At 40.4% G+C, this 15,982-nt stretch carries 8 protein-coding genes and 4 pseudogenes; 7 read left to right on the forward strand and 5 right to left on the reverse strand.

Annotated features, from left to right (window positions below; genetic code table 11):
- Window positions 1–180 precede the first annotated feature (180 nt).
- From ACRWQN_RS15495 to ACRWQN_RS15515, 5 genes and pseudogenes are all read left to right on the forward strand, one after another.
- Window positions 181–2,548: pseudogene (locus ACRWQN_RS15495) on the forward strand (phosphoketolase family protein).
- Between the two features lie 377 nt (window positions 2,549–2,925).
- Entirely contained in the window at window positions 2,926–4,044 is a 1,119-nt protein-coding gene (locus ACRWQN_RS15500; protein WP_434926859.1) for an OmpA family protein, read from the forward strand.
- A gap of 291 nt (window positions 4,045–4,335) precedes the next feature.
- Window positions 4,336–5,289 (forward strand): transaldolase, encoded by a 954-nt coding sequence (gene tal / locus ACRWQN_RS15505; RefSeq protein WP_434926860.1) that lies wholly within the window; start codon window positions 4,336–4,338, stop codon window positions 5,287–5,289.
- A gap of 17 nt (window positions 5,290–5,306) precedes the next feature.
- Window positions 5,307–6,941: a glucose-6-phosphate isomerase gene (gene pgi, locus ACRWQN_RS15510; protein ID WP_434938749.1), complete on the forward strand. Its 1,635-nt coding sequence runs from the start codon at window positions 5,307–5,309 to the stop codon at window positions 6,939–6,941.
- 111 nt (window positions 6,942–7,052) lie between these two features.
- Window positions 7,053–7,991, forward strand: coding sequence for an IS4 family transposase (locus ACRWQN_RS15515; RefSeq protein WP_434938751.1), 939 nt, complete (start codon window positions 7,053–7,055; stop codon window positions 7,989–7,991).
- Between the two features lie 3 nt (window positions 7,992–7,994).
- Here the strand turns inward: ACRWQN_RS15515 and ACRWQN_RS15520 are convergent.
- A protein-coding gene (locus tag ACRWQN_RS15520) for an IS3 family transposase (protein WP_434938752.1) occupies window positions 7,995–9,172 on the reverse strand; the annotation gives its coding sequence in 2 pieces (ribosomal slippage) (window positions 7,995–8,914 and window positions 8,914–9,172; 1,179 coding nt in all).
- Window positions 9,173–9,251: 79 nt separating this feature from the next.
- Between ACRWQN_RS15520 and ACRWQN_RS15525 the strand changes: the two are divergent.
- Both ACRWQN_RS15525 and ACRWQN_RS15530 read left to right on the forward strand, forming a co-directional pair.
- A pseudogene (locus tag ACRWQN_RS15525) lies at window positions 9,252–9,641 on the forward strand (IS4 family transposase); the annotation flags it as partial.
- Window positions 9,642–9,837: 196 nt separating this feature from the next.
- Entirely contained in the window at window positions 9,838–10,023 is a 186-nt protein-coding gene (locus ACRWQN_RS15530; protein WP_226413992.1) for a DUF3545 family protein, read from the forward strand.
- A gap of 95 nt (window positions 10,024–10,118) precedes the next feature.
- Here ACRWQN_RS15530 and ACRWQN_RS15535 read toward each other — a convergent pair.
- From ACRWQN_RS15535 to thrA, 4 genes and pseudogenes are all read right to left on the reverse strand, one after another.
- Window positions 10,119–10,669, reverse strand: a pseudogene (locus ACRWQN_RS15535) (hemerythrin domain-containing protein).
- 185 nt (window positions 10,670–10,854) lie between these two features.
- A pseudogene (gene thrC / locus ACRWQN_RS15540) lies at window positions 10,855–12,140 on the reverse strand (threonine synthase).
- 37 nt (window positions 12,141–12,177) lie between these two features.
- Complete coding sequence (thrB, locus tag ACRWQN_RS15545; RefSeq protein WP_434938754.1) at window positions 12,178–13,128, reverse strand: homoserine kinase; 951 nt, start codon at window positions 13,126–13,128, stop codon at window positions 12,178–12,180.
- Window positions 13,128–15,596, reverse strand: a complete 2,469-nt coding sequence (gene thrA, locus ACRWQN_RS15550) for a bifunctional aspartate kinase/homoserine dehydrogenase I (protein WP_434938756.1) — start codon at window positions 15,594–15,596, stop codon at window positions 13,128–13,130. Before thrA ends, thrB begins: the two co-directional genes overlap by 1 nt.
- Between the last annotated feature and the right edge of the window lie 386 nt (window positions 15,597–15,982).

Raw genomic sequence — 15,982 nt, forward strand, 5'->3', positions numbered from 1 at the left:
CATAACAATCCTCCACTTTATAAAACCAACATAACAACAAATACAACATAACTCTCAGTGAAATATCACCACCTAATTAACAAAAATTAGATCCACAACACATTATTAACCCTCAAAATGAAATACAGTGTTCTCAAACTAAGACTAACATTCAATTTTTCTCGTTTTAATGAGGTCAATATGACAAATGCTAATGAAATTATCGCACTCAAAAAGTTTGTTCGAGCTACTAACTTCCTTGCAACTTCGCAAATTTATTTGAAGCAAAACGTACTTTATAAACGTAAGCTTGAACACACTGATATTAAACCTAGATTACTAGGCCATTGGGGAACTTGCCCAGGTATTAACTTTGTCTACGCTAACGTAAACCGTCTTATTGTTAAACATAATCGTGAGTTCATCTACCTTGTTGGCCCTGGTCATGGTTTTCCTGCAGTACAGGCCAACCTATTCATGGAAGGTTCATTAAGCCATTTCTATCCAGAGACAATTCCTTATACAGAAACCGGTATCGAAGATATCTGTAAAAAATTCTCTGCAGCCTATGGCTATCCTTCGCATGCTAACCCAGAAGCACCAGGACAAATCTTAGAAGGTGGCGAACTTGGCTACTCATTGTCTGTTGCATGGGGTTCTGTGCTAGATAATCCAAATCTGATTGCTGCCTGTTTAATCGGTGACGGTGAAGCTGAAACAGGCCCACTAGCAGCATCTTGGTATGCAAACCGTTTGGTATCACCTAAAAATAACGGCGCAGTTCTTCCAATCGTGCATATCAATGGTTATAAAATCTCTGGCCCAACCCGTATGGGCCGCATGAGTCATGAAGAGCTTGATTTAGAATTCCGTGGTCTTGGTTATCATCCAATTATTGTTGATGATGAACTTGATATTGATATCTTCGAACAAATGACAGCCGCTATGGACTTGTCATATGACATGATAAACGACATTCAACGCCGTGCACGCTCTGGCGAAGATGTTGTTAAACCACGCTGGCCAGTGATTTTATTGAGAACAGCAAAAGGCTGGACTGGTACTACTGAATATGATGGAAAAAAACTTGCAGGCAACTGTGAATCTCATCAAGTCATCGTTAATAACTGTGCAACTGACAAAGGCCATTTAGATGCGCTTGATCAATGGCTAGCCAGCTACAAATTTGATGAACTAGTACAAACAACAGACACCGGCGCGCTAGTATTTGATAAAGACATTATGTCTTTGATGCCACCAACAGATCTTTGCTGTGGCCGTCAACGTCTAAGCTACGGCGGCGAAGTGGTACGTGCGTTAGCTAACCCTGATCTTACTAAACTTGGTTACGGCGCTGAAACTCCACGGGGTCAACGTGGTTACTCAATGTTGAAAATGGGTGAATGGATGCGTGATGCATTCAAATTAAACCGCGATCAACGTAACCTGCGTATTTTCAGCCCAGATGAAACTTATTCAAACCAACTTCAAGCTGTGTTTGAAGAAACAGATCGCGCCTGGCAATGGCCGATTGAGAGCTGGGATGAGGATATGTCTCGCGACGGTCGTGTGATTGAACTATTATCTGAAAACTTACTTTTCGGTATGTTACACGGTTACACAGTAACGGGCCGTCACGGTATGTTCCCAACTTATGAGGCTTTCTCTCAAGTTGTGTCATCTATGGCTGATCAATACTGTAAATACGTCCATGCAAGTCAAGACATCCATTTCCGCAAGCCAATTCCAGCGTGTAACGTGGTACTGTCTTCGTTACTAGAGCGTCAAGATCACAACGGTTATTCTCATCAGAATCCGTCTTTCCTAGGTGCTATGCTTGAGAAGCACCCAAACATTATTTCTGCTTATTTACCAGCAGATGCTAACAGTACTTTGGTGTATACCGAAAAAGCTTATGCTGATCGTGACAAACTAAACATCATTGTTGCTGGTAAGAAATCATTACCACAATGGTTGTCATTAGACGAAGCTCGTAAGCAAGCCAAAGACGGCATGATGGTGTGGGATTTCGCCTCTGATAATAATCCTGATGTTGTTTTAGCGGGCTGTGGCGATTATGCAACTCAAGAATGTATGGCTTCACTAGTACTAATTCGTGAAATTCTACCACGGGTACGCATTCGCTTTGTGAGTGTGTCAGAACTTCACAGCAGTGGCTTAGGTAGTCTTGAGTTCCAAAGCAAGCCTTGGATGATGGATGAAGTCTTTACAGAAGATAAAGGCGTGGTATTTAACTACCACGGTTACCCAAACACCATTAAGAAGCTAGTATTTGATTATAAAGGTAACCGCTCGTTTCCGTATTAAGGGTTATGAAGAAGAAGGTTCAACGACTACACCGTTTGATATGGGCGTACGTAACGGCACCTCTCGCTACCACTTAGTTATCGACATGGCGTATAAATTGTTCCAACAAGGCGTAATTGACGAAACTCAACACGTTCGTATTACCACTGATATGTTACAACGCTTGGTTGACCATAAAAACTATATCAAGGCAAATGGGGTAGATCCTGTTGAAATCGAAAACTGGGTATGGACTCGCTAACATTAAATTATTGTAAATTGATTTAACAATAGCTTTATTTACCTAGGTATAGAATAACAAAAATGCGTCCACAGGACGCATTTTTTATTATTCTATTATGAATATAAATTGGCAGCCAATGCAACAAAAAACAAACATTCAACCACAACCTGCAACAAAAATGTGAGTATAAAACTCTTTAAACGTGTCAGCAATGCCATAATTTAAGCATTAAAGTTAAATTAATCATATTTACTATAGCAAATCACATAATTAACGATGATAATTAAAGCGCTGACTAAAACATAACGGATTCACCTCTCAAGTGTCAGTTGCACATGTTTACAATAATCGTAAAGCATGCGTGTTGGTGAAGTATAATAACAATGGACTTATAAATGATGAAGAACACATTAAAAGTAGTACTACTCACCTCTATGTTACCTTTCGCTGCATCAGCTGCAGAACAACTATCGCCTTGGTATGTTGGTGGTGGATTAGGTGTCAACAATTACGAACAAAACTGTGACCAACCTGGTACTAAAATGTGCGGTGAAGACTCCCCGTACGCTTGGGATGTTGTAGGTGGTTACTTATTCAATGAATATATCGGTCTTGAAATGGGTTACCGTGACTTAGGTCGCGCTGATTGGACGGCTACTGATAACACTATGTATGACGTAGGTGCCACAGGTCTTAGCTTAGGTTTAGTCGGTTTTTACCCACTAGCCGACAAGTGGAGCCTATCATCTGAATTAGGTACTTATAGTTATCTATTAGAAAATAAACAGTCTTTTAATGGCGTAAACTTAAGTGAGTCAGGTATAGCCTTATTTGCTGGCGTTGGTGTTGGTTATAACTTTAACGAAAACTTAAAGTTAGCAGCAAAATATCGTCGTTACGAAAACCTTGATGCGGATGTATTAAACAACCTACAAATGGAAAGTAACTATTGGGGTCTAGAATTAAGCTACCGCTTTGGTTCTGGCCACGCTGCTCCAGTAGCCGCAGCAGTTGTTACTCCAGTAGTTGTTGCTGCCGATGCTGACTCTGACTCTGATGGCGTTGTTGATCGTTTAGACAAATGTCCTAATACACCAAGTAACCACAAAGTGGATGCTACTGGCTGTACAGTATACGAGTTAGCAACAACTAAGCATGACTTAGGTGGCATATTATTCGCTAATGATTCTGCAGTTATTAATCAAGCTTCATTCTCTGATCTAGAGAAATTAGCTAATTATATGAAGAAAAACCCAGAGCATACCGTTATTGTTGAAGGCCATGCGTCAAACGTAGGTAAACCAGCATATAACATGGCTCTATCTGACCGTCGTGCGAGTTCAGTTGCCAATGCACTAAAATCAAAATATGGCATTAGTGCAAACCGTATTAAATCTATCGGTTATGGTGTAACTAAGCCTGTAGTTGAAGGTAACACTGCTGAAGCTCATAGACAGAACCGTCGTATTGAAGCTATCGTTACTGGTACTGAAAAACGTGCTGTATTAAAATAATTTAATACTAATCGATTTAACGAAAAGCCGCTGATATCAGCGGCTTTTTTATTTACTGAACAATAGTAAACTTCTCTAAACATCTACTATTAGTCATATTTATGTTTTTATCACCCAATTTAATAAACATAAATTTGCACTAAATTCGAAATTTAACAACAATAAAAAACAAAAATTAAGCAAAACAGTGCAACATTTGGTAATTTTTTTACCAAAACGTTGGAATAAAGAGTAAAATCGCGTTTAATAAAGGAAGTAAAATAACCATTTTTTATCGAGAGGAAACGTTACATGGCCAACGCACTCGCTCAACTCAAAGCATTCACTACTATTGTCGCAGATACCGGTGACATTGAAGCAATCAAACGCTATCAACCAGAAGATGCAACCACAAATCCATCGTTGATTTTGAAAGCTGCACAAATTCCTGAATATGCCTCTTTAATCGAAAATGCTGTTAGCTGGGCAAAAAACCAAAGCAACGATCAAGCACAACAAATTGAAGATGCCGGTGATAAGCTTGCGGTAAACATTGGCGTTGAGATTCTAAAACTTGTCCCAGGCCGTATTTCTACTGAAGTAGATGCGCGTCTTTCTTTCGACAAGCAAGGCTCTATTGATAAGGCACATAAGCTTATCAAGCTTTATAAAGAAGCTGGAATTGATAAATCACGTATTCTGATCAAACTAGCATCTACCTGGGAAGGCATATGCGCAGCTAAAGAGTTAGAGCAAGAAGGCATTAACTGTAATTTAACCCTACTGTTCAGCTTTGCTCAAGCTAGAGCATGTGCTGAAGCTGGGGTTTATCTTATTTCGCCTTTCGTAGGTCGCATTCTTGATTGGTACAAAAAAGATACTGGTAAAGATTACACAGCTGAAACGGATCCTGGGGTTATTTCGGTTACTGAAATCTATGATTACTACAAACAACACGGCTATAGCACGGTTGTAATGGGGGCGAGCTTCCGTAATATCGGCGAAATCATCGAGCTAGCAGGTTGCGATCGCTTAACTATTGGACCAGCTCTATTAGAAGAGTTAGCCAATACTGATATCCTTGTTACTGAAAAACTTAAAGCGGTACCGGCATCATCAACCGCACCTACTGCGCTAACTGAAGCAGAGTTCCGTTGGGCATTTAATGAAGATCCAATGGCGGTTGATAAACTTGCTGAAGGTATTCGTAATTTTGCGATTGACCAAGGTAAACTTGAGGTCATGCTAAAAGAGAAGTTAAGCTAAACAAGGAATGTGAATTAATGACTCAATTAACACAATCAGCTACATGGCAACAGTTAATTAGTAATGCAGCTGCGCTGCCTCACATGCGTGAGCTATTTAGTCAAGACAAGCAACGTTTTGACTCAATGCATCTCAAAAGCTGTGGTTTACTGCTAGATTACTCAAAAAACCGTGCTGATAAAGAAACCTTGGCGTTGTTATTTAAACTTGCTAATGAAGCTCAGCTACAAGATAAAATCACCGCAATGTTTTCCGGTGACATTATCAACAATACTGAGCAACGTGCAGTACTTCATACCGCACTTCGCAGTATGGCTGACCAAGATATTAAAGCTGAAGGAAAAAACATTGTTCCTGAAGTACAGCAAACTCTTACCAAAATGGCTAAGTTTGTTGAGCAAGTACAAAGTGGTCAATGGAAAGGCTACACAGGAAAAGCGATTACAGATATCGTTAGTATTGGTATTGGCGGATCTTTTCTAGGCCCTAAAATAGTAACTCAGGCGTTAAGACCTTATTGGCAAGGACTAAATTGTCATTTTGTTGCCAATGTGGATGCTACATCGATTTGTGAGAAATTGAAGGGTTTGAACGCTGAGACCACGTTATTTGTCATGTCATCAAAGTCGTTTAGCACGCAAGAAACGCTTACTAATACCCTAAGCGCAAAAGAGTGGTTTTTAGCACAAGGGGCATCACAGAGCGACGTTGCCCAGCACTTTGTGGCTGTTACCTCAAATGTCGCTAAAGCGACTGAGTTTGGTATGGATGCCGACAATATTTTTCCTATGTGGGATTGGGTCGGTGGCCGCTATTCTTTATGGTCAGCAATTGGTTTACCGATAGCACTAGTTGTGGGTATGGATAATTTTAAACAATTATTATCCGGTGCATTTGACATGGACCAACATTTTCAGCAAGCACCGCTAGAACAAAACATGCCAGTCATTATGGGAATGCTATCTGTGTTATATAGTAATTTTCATAGTGCACAGTCCCATGTCATTTTAACCTATGATCACTATTTACGTGGTTTACCTGCTTATTTCCAGCAACTTGATATGGAAAGCAACGGCAAGTCGGTCACTTTAGAAGGGCAAACTGTTGATTACAGCACAGGTCCTGTTATTTGGGGCGGCGAAGGCACCAATGGACAACATGCATACCATCAGCTATTGCATCAAGGTACTGCACTTATTCCAGCTGATTTTATCATGCCATTACAAAGTCATAATCCGCTTGGTGAACATCACAATCAGCTGGCATCAAATTGCTTTGGCCAAACTCAGGCGTTAATGCAAGGTCGTACATACGAAGAAGCATTAGCCGAAATGAGCACAAGCAAGCTTGATGATGCCCAAAAGCAGCTTATTGCTAAACACAAAGTAATGTCTGGTAACAAACCTAGCAACACTTTATTAATGGATAAACTGACTCCACAAACCTTAGGCGCTTTAATTGCTTTATATGAGCACAGAACATTTGTTCAAGGTGTCATTTGGCAGATTAACTCCTTTGACCAATGGGGAGTTGAATTAGGTAAATTACTCGGCAACGATGTACTCGACCGGATTGGAGCTGACCAGAATGCAAATGAATTAGATTGTTCCAGTAATTCCTTAATCAATTTGTATCGTCAAGGGCAGATTTAACCACTAAAAAAGCCAGCATATGCTTAACACCGATCAGTTAAGAAACTGATCGGTTGACAGCAAAAATGATCCTACGAAAATGGCTCCTTCTTTTGAACGGAGTCATTTTTTATGTTGTCTAACTGGCTTATTGATACTGAATTACTTGTCGCCCCCGAAGAACTATCTATCTTTCAAAAAGAATTGCCGTTGGAATGGATTGAACAAGCTTTGGAGCTAACCAACAAAGCAAGTATTAGGCGCAGAAAACTTCCAGCAGAATTAGTCGTTTGGCTCATCGTTGGAATTGGCCTCTACCGAAATCGTTCCATCGCTGAAGTCGTCTCCAAGCTCGACTTAACGTTAGTTGATAAGTTGGGAGAAACCGTTGCGCCAAGTGCTATCCCGCAAGCCAGACAGCGACTGACAGCCGCTCCCCTTAAAGCCCTTTTTGATATCACTTCTAAACACTGGTGTCATAGGGAAGACAGCCAAGATACATGGCATGGTCTTCAGTTATTTTCTGTTGATGGAACGACATTTCGATGTGCAGAAAATACCGAGAATTCAGAGCATTTTGGCTATATCAGTAATCAGCATAGGAAGCAGTCCGTATACCCAGTAGCCCGCTTATGCGCACTCATGTCATTACGAAGTCGTATGATAAGAAATGTAAAATTTGGTCCGTGTAGTAAAGGGGAAATTAGTTATGCTCGAGAGCTAATTGGATCAGTTCCAGCTAATTCTCTCACTATTTTTGATAGTTGTTACTTTAGTGCAGATCTTATGACAAGTTGGTGGGGAGCCAACCAGAATAGTCATTGGCTTACACCACTCAAAAGTAATACACGCTTTGAAGTCATCGAGCAATACGCTGACAACGATTATCTAGTTGAGATGCCAGTATCACCACAAGCGAGAAAAAAGAACCCAGAGCTACCTGAAAAGTGGCATGCAAGACTAGTGACCTATCAAGAAAAATCCCAGGGCAATCATATTACAGGTGTGCTGAGTTCATTAACCAATAGAAGCCAATACTCCTCTCAAGATATATTAGATGTCTATTTGTAGTGGTCAAGTAAAATTGGCCACGGTTTTAGAGTCATTCCAATATAAACGTTCTGACTCATTTGGCGTTAACCCACCATTATATTGATGGGGTCTAGTTTCACTGTAATATCCAGTGATGTAATTTGTGATCGCTTTGTCTGCTTCTGTAAAACTCCCATAGCCACTAGCGGGTACCCATTCAGATTTCAAACTTCTAAAGAAACGCTCCATTGGTGCGTTATCCCAACAATTCCCGCGACGACTCATACTTTGCTCAATCTGAAGACGCCATAATAACTGCCTAAATTTCAAGCTAGTATAATGCGAGCCCTGATCACTGTGATAAATCACATTCTCAGGTTTACCCCTTAACTCAAACGCCATATTCAAGGCTTTGCACGTCAGTTCACTATCTGGCGATAATGACAAAGCCCATCCCACAGGTTTGCGGGAAAATAAATCTAGAACAACCGCTAAATATGCCCAACGATTACCGACCCAAACATACGTCACGCCGCCACACCACACTTGATCTGGTTGGGTAACAGCAAACTGTCGATTAAGCGTATTAGGGATAGCTACATGTTCTTGTGTTGCTTTCCTATAAGCATGCTTAGGCTGCTGACAACTGACTAACCCAAGCTTTATCATGAGATTACGAGCTCGATAACGACTAAGTTTAATCCCTTTGTTAGTCACTAATTGCGCTATCGTTCGGGCACCGGCAGAGCCATTACTAATACGATGCGCGGTCTTCACTTCACTGCATAAAATTGTAAAATCAGCATCAATATGCTCTTTTCTTTTTAGCCAATATTTATAGCTACTTCGATGCACTTTGAATGCATTACAAATTGTAAGAATAGAGTGGCTCTGCTTGAGTTGGCTGATTAGCGCAAATTGTTCATCGAGTCTGACATCAAGAGAGCGGTAGCCTTTTTTAGGATAAGATTATGCTCCTCAATACGTGCTATGTGTTTCTTCAACTCACGAATTTCAATTTGTTCAGGGGTAATGGGAGAGGCTTTGGGAGTGCCACCCTGGCGTTCTAGTTTTAACTGTCTCACCCATTTGTCCATGGTTGATTTACCCACGTTCATCGCCTTTGCAGCTTCGATGATGCTATGGTTTTTATCTAGGACTAATTGGGCTGCTTCAAGTTTGAATTCAGCACTAAATGTTTTTCTGGTTATCGATCTCATGTGTTCACCTAAAGTCATGTACGAGGTAATAATATCACCTCTATTTAGGTGGCCAAAATAACTATGCCACTACACTTTCGAACGCTGGGAGATAGAAAATGGCTATGGAGAAATCAAGCAATATCAACTTGATGAGAGTATTTTATTAAGAAGTCAGACAGTTGAAGGCATTTATCAGGAGATTTGGGGATTACTGATAGCGTACAACTTGATCCGAGTTGAAATAAGCCAAATCGCTAAAGAGGCAGAAGTGTCACCATTACGGATTAGCTTTGTAATGGCGATGCGCTATATACAGGATGAGTTGATGTGGTGCGCAATTGCTTCGCCAGGAACAATCCCTAAAAAGCTCAAAGCAATGAGGGAAAACGTTAAGCAATTTATCTTGCCCAAAAAACGAAAACGGCCCAAAAGTAGGACCGTTCGAATTAACAAAACCCGCTATCCAGTTAAGAGAAGAAACTCTTAACTGAATGGTGTTAAGCATATGCTGGCTTTTTATTAGCCAGCTACCACTCTATTCAGCACATCATGCCAATTATGGTTCAATAGCTTCATCAAAACTTCACTTTCGCTTAACACAATTGAAACATAAAAGTTGCATCCTGCAATAGAAATATGATACTTATTCGCATAGAGACATCATAATAACAAGGGAGGTTACCATGGATCGTTTAGACTATGGTGGTGCGTTAGACGAAGTTGTTGAAAGACCAAGCCGTTCCAAAGGATCTAACAAAAAGCGTAAATGGCGTGAGATTGAGGCAATTAAGGATAAGCAACGCTTACTAAAAGAATTACAAGATATTGATGATTCTTTTGAATTTGATGCCAATACTTTAGTGTTATAGATATGAGTAGCCGTGAATATTTATTCACTAAATAGCAATATAATAAAAGAGCACCTAAGGTGCTCTTTTTGATCAAACTGATAACATTTATAATGTTAGATATTAATTTTTTTATCTGCTTTCACAATATACTGTCGAAGCTCTTCAAAAATTACATTATCGTTTTGGCTAAATAGTGGATCCACAACCAGTTTTTTATGGCATAAATGCTCAATTTTTGCCAATCACTAGCATCTAATGCTTTAGCAAAGTGAGGAAAAACCTCCGTTTCTTCAAACTGCATGTGCTCAACGTGTAACTTGATGTAGTTGGCCAAATCATTGATCAACTTTTCTCTTGAAATCACAATATCTGAGAGGATCATATTTAAACTGTACATCAAAGAACCGGAAACTTGCGCCAACCGCTCATGCTCATCACGAAGCTGATCGCTATTAGGTATAGACATTTTTTGGGCATAATAATGATAAGTGATGTCTTCTACTGGATGATGACTATGTTCTGCATATCCCTGCATGTACTCAACAATATCTCTAACAAGATTAAAGTTAACAGCTTCACCTTCGGCTAAACGGGCATTTTTGTTGGTGAGTATATTCAATAAAATGGCTATGTGCTGGTGATCACGTATTAATCGCTTAAGCATCGTCTTCTCCGTCATGCCTATCTCACTTACTCAAATTGTAGTCAATATCCTATCAACTTCCAATCTACTACAACCATATAAATTAGTTATGACAGAGATCATATTCCAGATAATTAACAAGCTAGGGATTTCAGAAACACTAAAGCACCTAAAAAGGTGCTTTAGTGTTTCTGCTAAAAATGTATTTATCTAAGGGTACTAAATAAATGTGACTTTAACTGAGTAAAATCAGCGTCTAACTCAACAGATAAAATAGTTTTATTGACGACAGCTTCAAGTTCAGATGGTAAAGGTAAGTCAACTTGTAACTCTCTATCAACCACATCCTTAAATTTTGCAGGATGCGCTGTACCTAAAAATATCCCATACTCATCTTTAGCCAATAATTGACGTAAACCTTGAGCTGCAATAGCAGCATGCGGCTCTGATTGATAACCCAATCGGTATAGATTTTTAAGCGCTTCAGAGGTTTGCAATTCATTTAATGCTAAGCCAGTAATATCAGAAAGTGGCCAGCCCATTTGCTCACAAATAGCTTCAACGCGGGGCCAATTACTCGGCTCTGACACATCCATCGCATTTGACATAGTTGCAACAGTATCATGTGGTGCCCAGTCACCATTTTGTAAGTAACGTGGCACAGTATCATTGCTATTGGTTGCTGCAATAAATCGCTTTATTGGCAAGCCCATCGCTTTAGCAAATAAACCTGCAGTTAAATTACCAAAGTTGCCGCTAGGAACTGATACCACAAAGTTTTCATGACCAGCTTTTTTAGCTTGGGCGATGGCTTCAAAGTAATAACAAATTTGCGCCAATAAACGGCTTATATTGATTGAATTTGCAGAGTTTAGCGCTAAACCTTCTCTGACCTCTTCATCATCAAAGGCGCCTGCTTCACTAAATGCTGGCAAGCATCAAAATCAGAATTAACCGCCACTGTGTGGATATTCTTGCCTAAAGTAGTGAACATTTTCTCTTGCAGCTCACTGATTTTCCCCTTCGGATACATCACAACAACTTGTACTTTATCTAAACCATAAAATGCATCCGCCACAGCAGCGCCTGTGTCACCAGAGGTTGCTGTCAGAATAGTTAACCCTTTATCACCTGATAATAAATTGATACATTGCGCCATAAAACGTGCACCAAAATCTTTAAATGCAAGGGTTGGCCCATGAAAAAGCTCTAAACAGCTGCGATGAAAATCAACTTCTTTTAGGGGAGCCTCAAAGGTAAATGCTTTATCAACAAACGCGTCAACATTATCTTGTCCTAATTCATCCGCTAACCAAGCGCCTAAAACAAGTTTACTACGCTGCGCAAATGGCATATCAAGTAAACTGTCAATATCATCTAACACAGGGATCGTTTTAGGGAAAAACAACCCTCTATCTTTACCTAGCCCTAATTGAACAGCCTGACTAAAATTAACTTCCTGCGAAGGATGTTTTAAATTATATAATTCCATTACCACTACCTATTAAATTGAAAATTTTGTTTCGATACTAAACGCGTCGAGTACCTTGTTCATCTAATTGACATACATGGGCAAAACCACCTTGCTCTGTCACATAATGTTGCTCTAGCCAGGTTTTAGCCTGCTGAGCTTTTTCTAATGAGTCGGTGACGCTAAATAATGTTGGTCCGCTGCCTGAAATCCCCGTAGTCAGCATTCCTTGATGCGCTAGTGCTTCTCTGGCATCAAGGTAGCCAGGAATAGCTGCCGCGCGATAAGGCTCAGCCATTACATCCTTGAGCACTTCAATTGCCATAGCAGCATCTTGTTGATAACTAGCATGTACAAAAGCACTTAAATAACGACCAAAATCAATCGCCACCGCTTTATCATATTGAGCGGGTAACAATGCGCGCATTTTAGCGGTCGATAATGAAATACCAGGATAAGCCACCACCCAATACCATTGCTTAAAACTCGGTATCGCCGCACAAACCTTATCGGCGGTATTAAGCATTAGTTGCATGCCACCTAAGTAACAGGGGGCAACGTTGTCATAATGCACACTACCTGAGATTTGTCCTTCAAACTCGCCCATTAACAATAGCAAAGCTTGTTGATCAAATGGTTGTTCAAAGTATTCATTTAGTGCATAAAGAGCAGCAACTACAGAGCTAGCACTCGAACCTAACCCACTACCAACGGGTAAATTTTTCTCTAAAATGAGTTTAACGCCATCTTGACGTTGTAGTTTATCAAGAAAAAAAACGGCACACTGATAAACGATATTGTCTTTCAAATCCGTTGGTAATTTATGCGCCCAAGGTCCTACCTGAGCAAATTCAACGCCGCTTTCAATACCGCTAATAGTGACTTTATCGCCCAGAAGGCTACCGTCAATAGGCGCTAACGCAGCACCTAATAAATCGAAACCTACACCTACATTCCCCATAGATGCTGGTGCATAAACACTCAGTTGAGCTTGATTAATGCTATTCATTACAAACCCACCTCACGTGTCCAGTTAAGGGTTCTAAGTACGTCGGCGAACACACCTGCTGCAGTCACATCAGTACCCGCGCCATAGCCACGTAAAACAAATGGAATGGGTTGGTAGTAGCGACTGTAAAAAGCCAGCGCATTCTCACCACCTTTGACACTATATAAAGGATCGGTCGCATCAACTTCAATAATGCGAACATAACACTTACCTTGATCAATCTGGCCGACATAACGTAGTACCTTTCCCTGCGCTTTAGCATTAGACACACGCTGGGATACTTGCGCATCAAGACGGGATAAGTTGGCCATAAATGTCTCAACATCACCACTATCATCAAAATCAGTAGGTAATACAGATTCAATGTTAATATCGCTAAGCTCTAACGGCAAGCCAACTTCACGGGCTAAAATAAGCACCTTACGAGCAACATCCATTCCACTTAAATCATCGCGAGGATCAGGTTCTGTGAAGCATTTATCACGGGCAATTGATGTGGCTTGCGATAAACTCATTCCTTCATCCAGCATCCCGAAAATATACGATAACGAACCTGATAAAATACCATTGAATTTATGCAGTTTATCACCCGCGCATAGTAACTTTTTAAGGTTATCAATAACGGGTAAACCTGCACCAACCGTGGTTTCATATAAAAATTGACGACGCTGCTCTAAACTCACTTTGCGTAATGCTTGATAAAATGCATAATCACGGGTATTGGCTTTTTTGTTTGGCGTGACCACGTGAAATCCAGCATTCATTACATCTAAATAACGGTCTGAAACCGCTTCACTTGAGGTACAATCGACTAAGACAGGATTGAGTAGTTGCTGCTCTTGCCCCCATAGCAATAAATTATTTAAATCATAGGGTTGAGCATTATCAGTCATTAAGCCTTGCCAGTTAGATAATTCAATTCCATTACTGTCCAGTAGCATTTGACGTGAGTTAGCAATACCGCATACTCGAATGCTGATGTGCTGCTCTTTTAGCATGTCATTTTGTTGTTTTATTTGTTCAAGCAATCCTGCGCCCACATTACCAGCACCGACTAAGAACAAATCAACGTATTGCTGCACATCAAAGAAAGCCTGATGACAAGCACTGATAGCATGTTTGGTTTTACTTTGCTGGATAACGGTTGAAATAGAGCGCTCTGACGACCCCTGAGCGATTGCTATAATATTAACGCTCGCCTTAGCTAACGCGCTGAAGAACTTAGCCGCCACTCCTTTATGCGTTTTCATGCCATCACCAATTAAGGACACGATAGCTAAACCTTGACGCAACTCAATAGGCTCAAGTAATTCGGATTTTATTTCTAATTCAAATTCTTGTTCTAGAGCCCATTTCGCTTTCGCTGCGTCACGGGTTCCAACACAAAAGCTGATACTGTATTCTGATGAGCTTTGGGTGATTAATGATACCGAAATGCCGCTGCGTGAAATGGCTGCTAACGTACGACTAGCCATCCCAACCATCCCCTTCATACCTGGCCCAGATACGTTAAACATAGTCTGATCATCAAGATTTGAAATGGCTTTAACTTGTAAACCAGTTTGATCTTCATCGTTCGATACCAATGTACCGGGTGCTGATGGATTAAAACTGTTTTTGATATAGCAAGGAATATGATACTGCGCAATTGGAGCGATAGTTTTAGGGTGCAATACTTTGGCACCAAAATACGATAGCTCCATCGCCTCTTGATAACTCAACTGAGACAATAACTTAGCATCTGTCACCGCACGGGGATCTGTGTTATAAACACCATCCACATCGGTCCAAATTTCACAGCTAGAGGCATCTAAACAAGCGGCTAACACGGCAGCAGAATAATCAGAACCATTACGGCCTAAGGTCACGATTTTTCCGTGAGCATCTGCGGCAGTAAAACCTGGCATAACCCATACTCTGTATTCAGTTAACGGTAATACTGCAAACCGAGGTTTACTGACATTAATATCAACTACAGACTCTAAAGGCTGTCCATGGGCAAGAAACAATGCAACTGGGTCCAACTGAGCGGCAGTAATGTTTTTAGCCAACATCACTTGCTCCATTAACGCTGCGGATAAACGCTCGCCAGAAACAACAATAGCAGCCCTTACTGAATCCGGGCACTCACCTAACAAGGATATTCCCTCTAACTTAGACTTCCATTGCTGCATTTGCATATTAAGTTTCTGTTTAAGCAATTCCTGTTGAGCTACAGACAACAAGGTTTCACCCGCTTGGGTATATAAATTATTAAAAACATGATCGATATGATCAACAACCGCTTGGTAAGATTTTCCCTCCACCGCTATATCAACCATTTCCAACAATGCATTTGTAATTGTTGCAGGAGCAGAAAGGACCGTAGCGACTGGTTCAGCCTTAGAAGACTGAGCAATAATATCAGCCGCCATTAAAAAACGAGGCCAATTTGCTAACGACGTACCACCAAACTTCATCACTTTCATACCGTTTTCTCCTGCCAATATCATGACATCAATGCAAAATTTTATAATAAAAAAGCCCGCTTCTTTTGTGGGAAGCGGGCTTGTTACTGAATTCTATTTAGGATGAATCAGCCCGCCCCCACTATATTAATAGTGGTGGTTGTAATGGTTGCTATTACAACGGACTTGTAGGCTGACATATCGCTCACTTATTCGGGTTTCATCAGTGTTACCAAACGCATACGCTTTCCATTGCTGGTAACTCTTATTCACTAATGCTTACAGAATTGCTTTTTTAGCACTATATTGTCAACCCCAGTTGCCAATAAATTTGCATATTAATTAGCATTTAAGTTGATTTATTTAAGATTTCATATTTCATAAACTGAAACATCAATTGCATTCGC

This window comes from Shewanella sp. HL-SH8 (assembly GCF_051165765.1).
Lineage (GTDB): Bacteria > Pseudomonadota > Gammaproteobacteria > Enterobacterales > Shewanellaceae > Shewanella > Shewanella glacialimarina.

What these genes read in the sequence shown, in the direction of transcription:
- ACRWQN_RS15500 (WP_434926859.1), top strand. Translation starts at nt 2,926, where the DNA reads ATGATGAAGAACACATTAAAAGTAGTACTACTCACCTCTATGTTACCT.
- tal (WP_434926860.1), top strand. Translation starts at nt 4,336, where the DNA reads ATGGCCAACGCACTCGCTCAACTCAAAGCATTCACTACTATTGTCGCA.
- pgi (WP_434938749.1), top strand. Translation starts at nt 5,307, where the DNA reads ATGACTCAATTAACACAATCAGCTACATGGCAACAGTTAATTAGTAAT.
- ACRWQN_RS15515 (WP_434938751.1), top strand. Translation starts at nt 7,053, where the DNA reads ATGTTGTCTAACTGGCTTATTGATACTGAATTACTTGTCGCCCCCGAA.
- ACRWQN_RS15530 (WP_226413992.1), top strand. Translation starts at nt 9,838, where the DNA reads ATGGATCGTTTAGACTATGGTGGTGCGTTAGACGAAGTTGTTGAAAGA.
- thrB (WP_434938754.1), bottom strand. Translation starts at nt 13,128, where the DNA reads ATGAATAGCATTAATCAAGCTCAACTGAGTGTTTATGCACCAGCATCT.
- thrA (WP_434938756.1), bottom strand. Translation starts at nt 15,596, where the DNA reads ATGAAAGTGATGAAGTTTGGTGGTACGTCGTTAGCAAATTGGCCTCGT.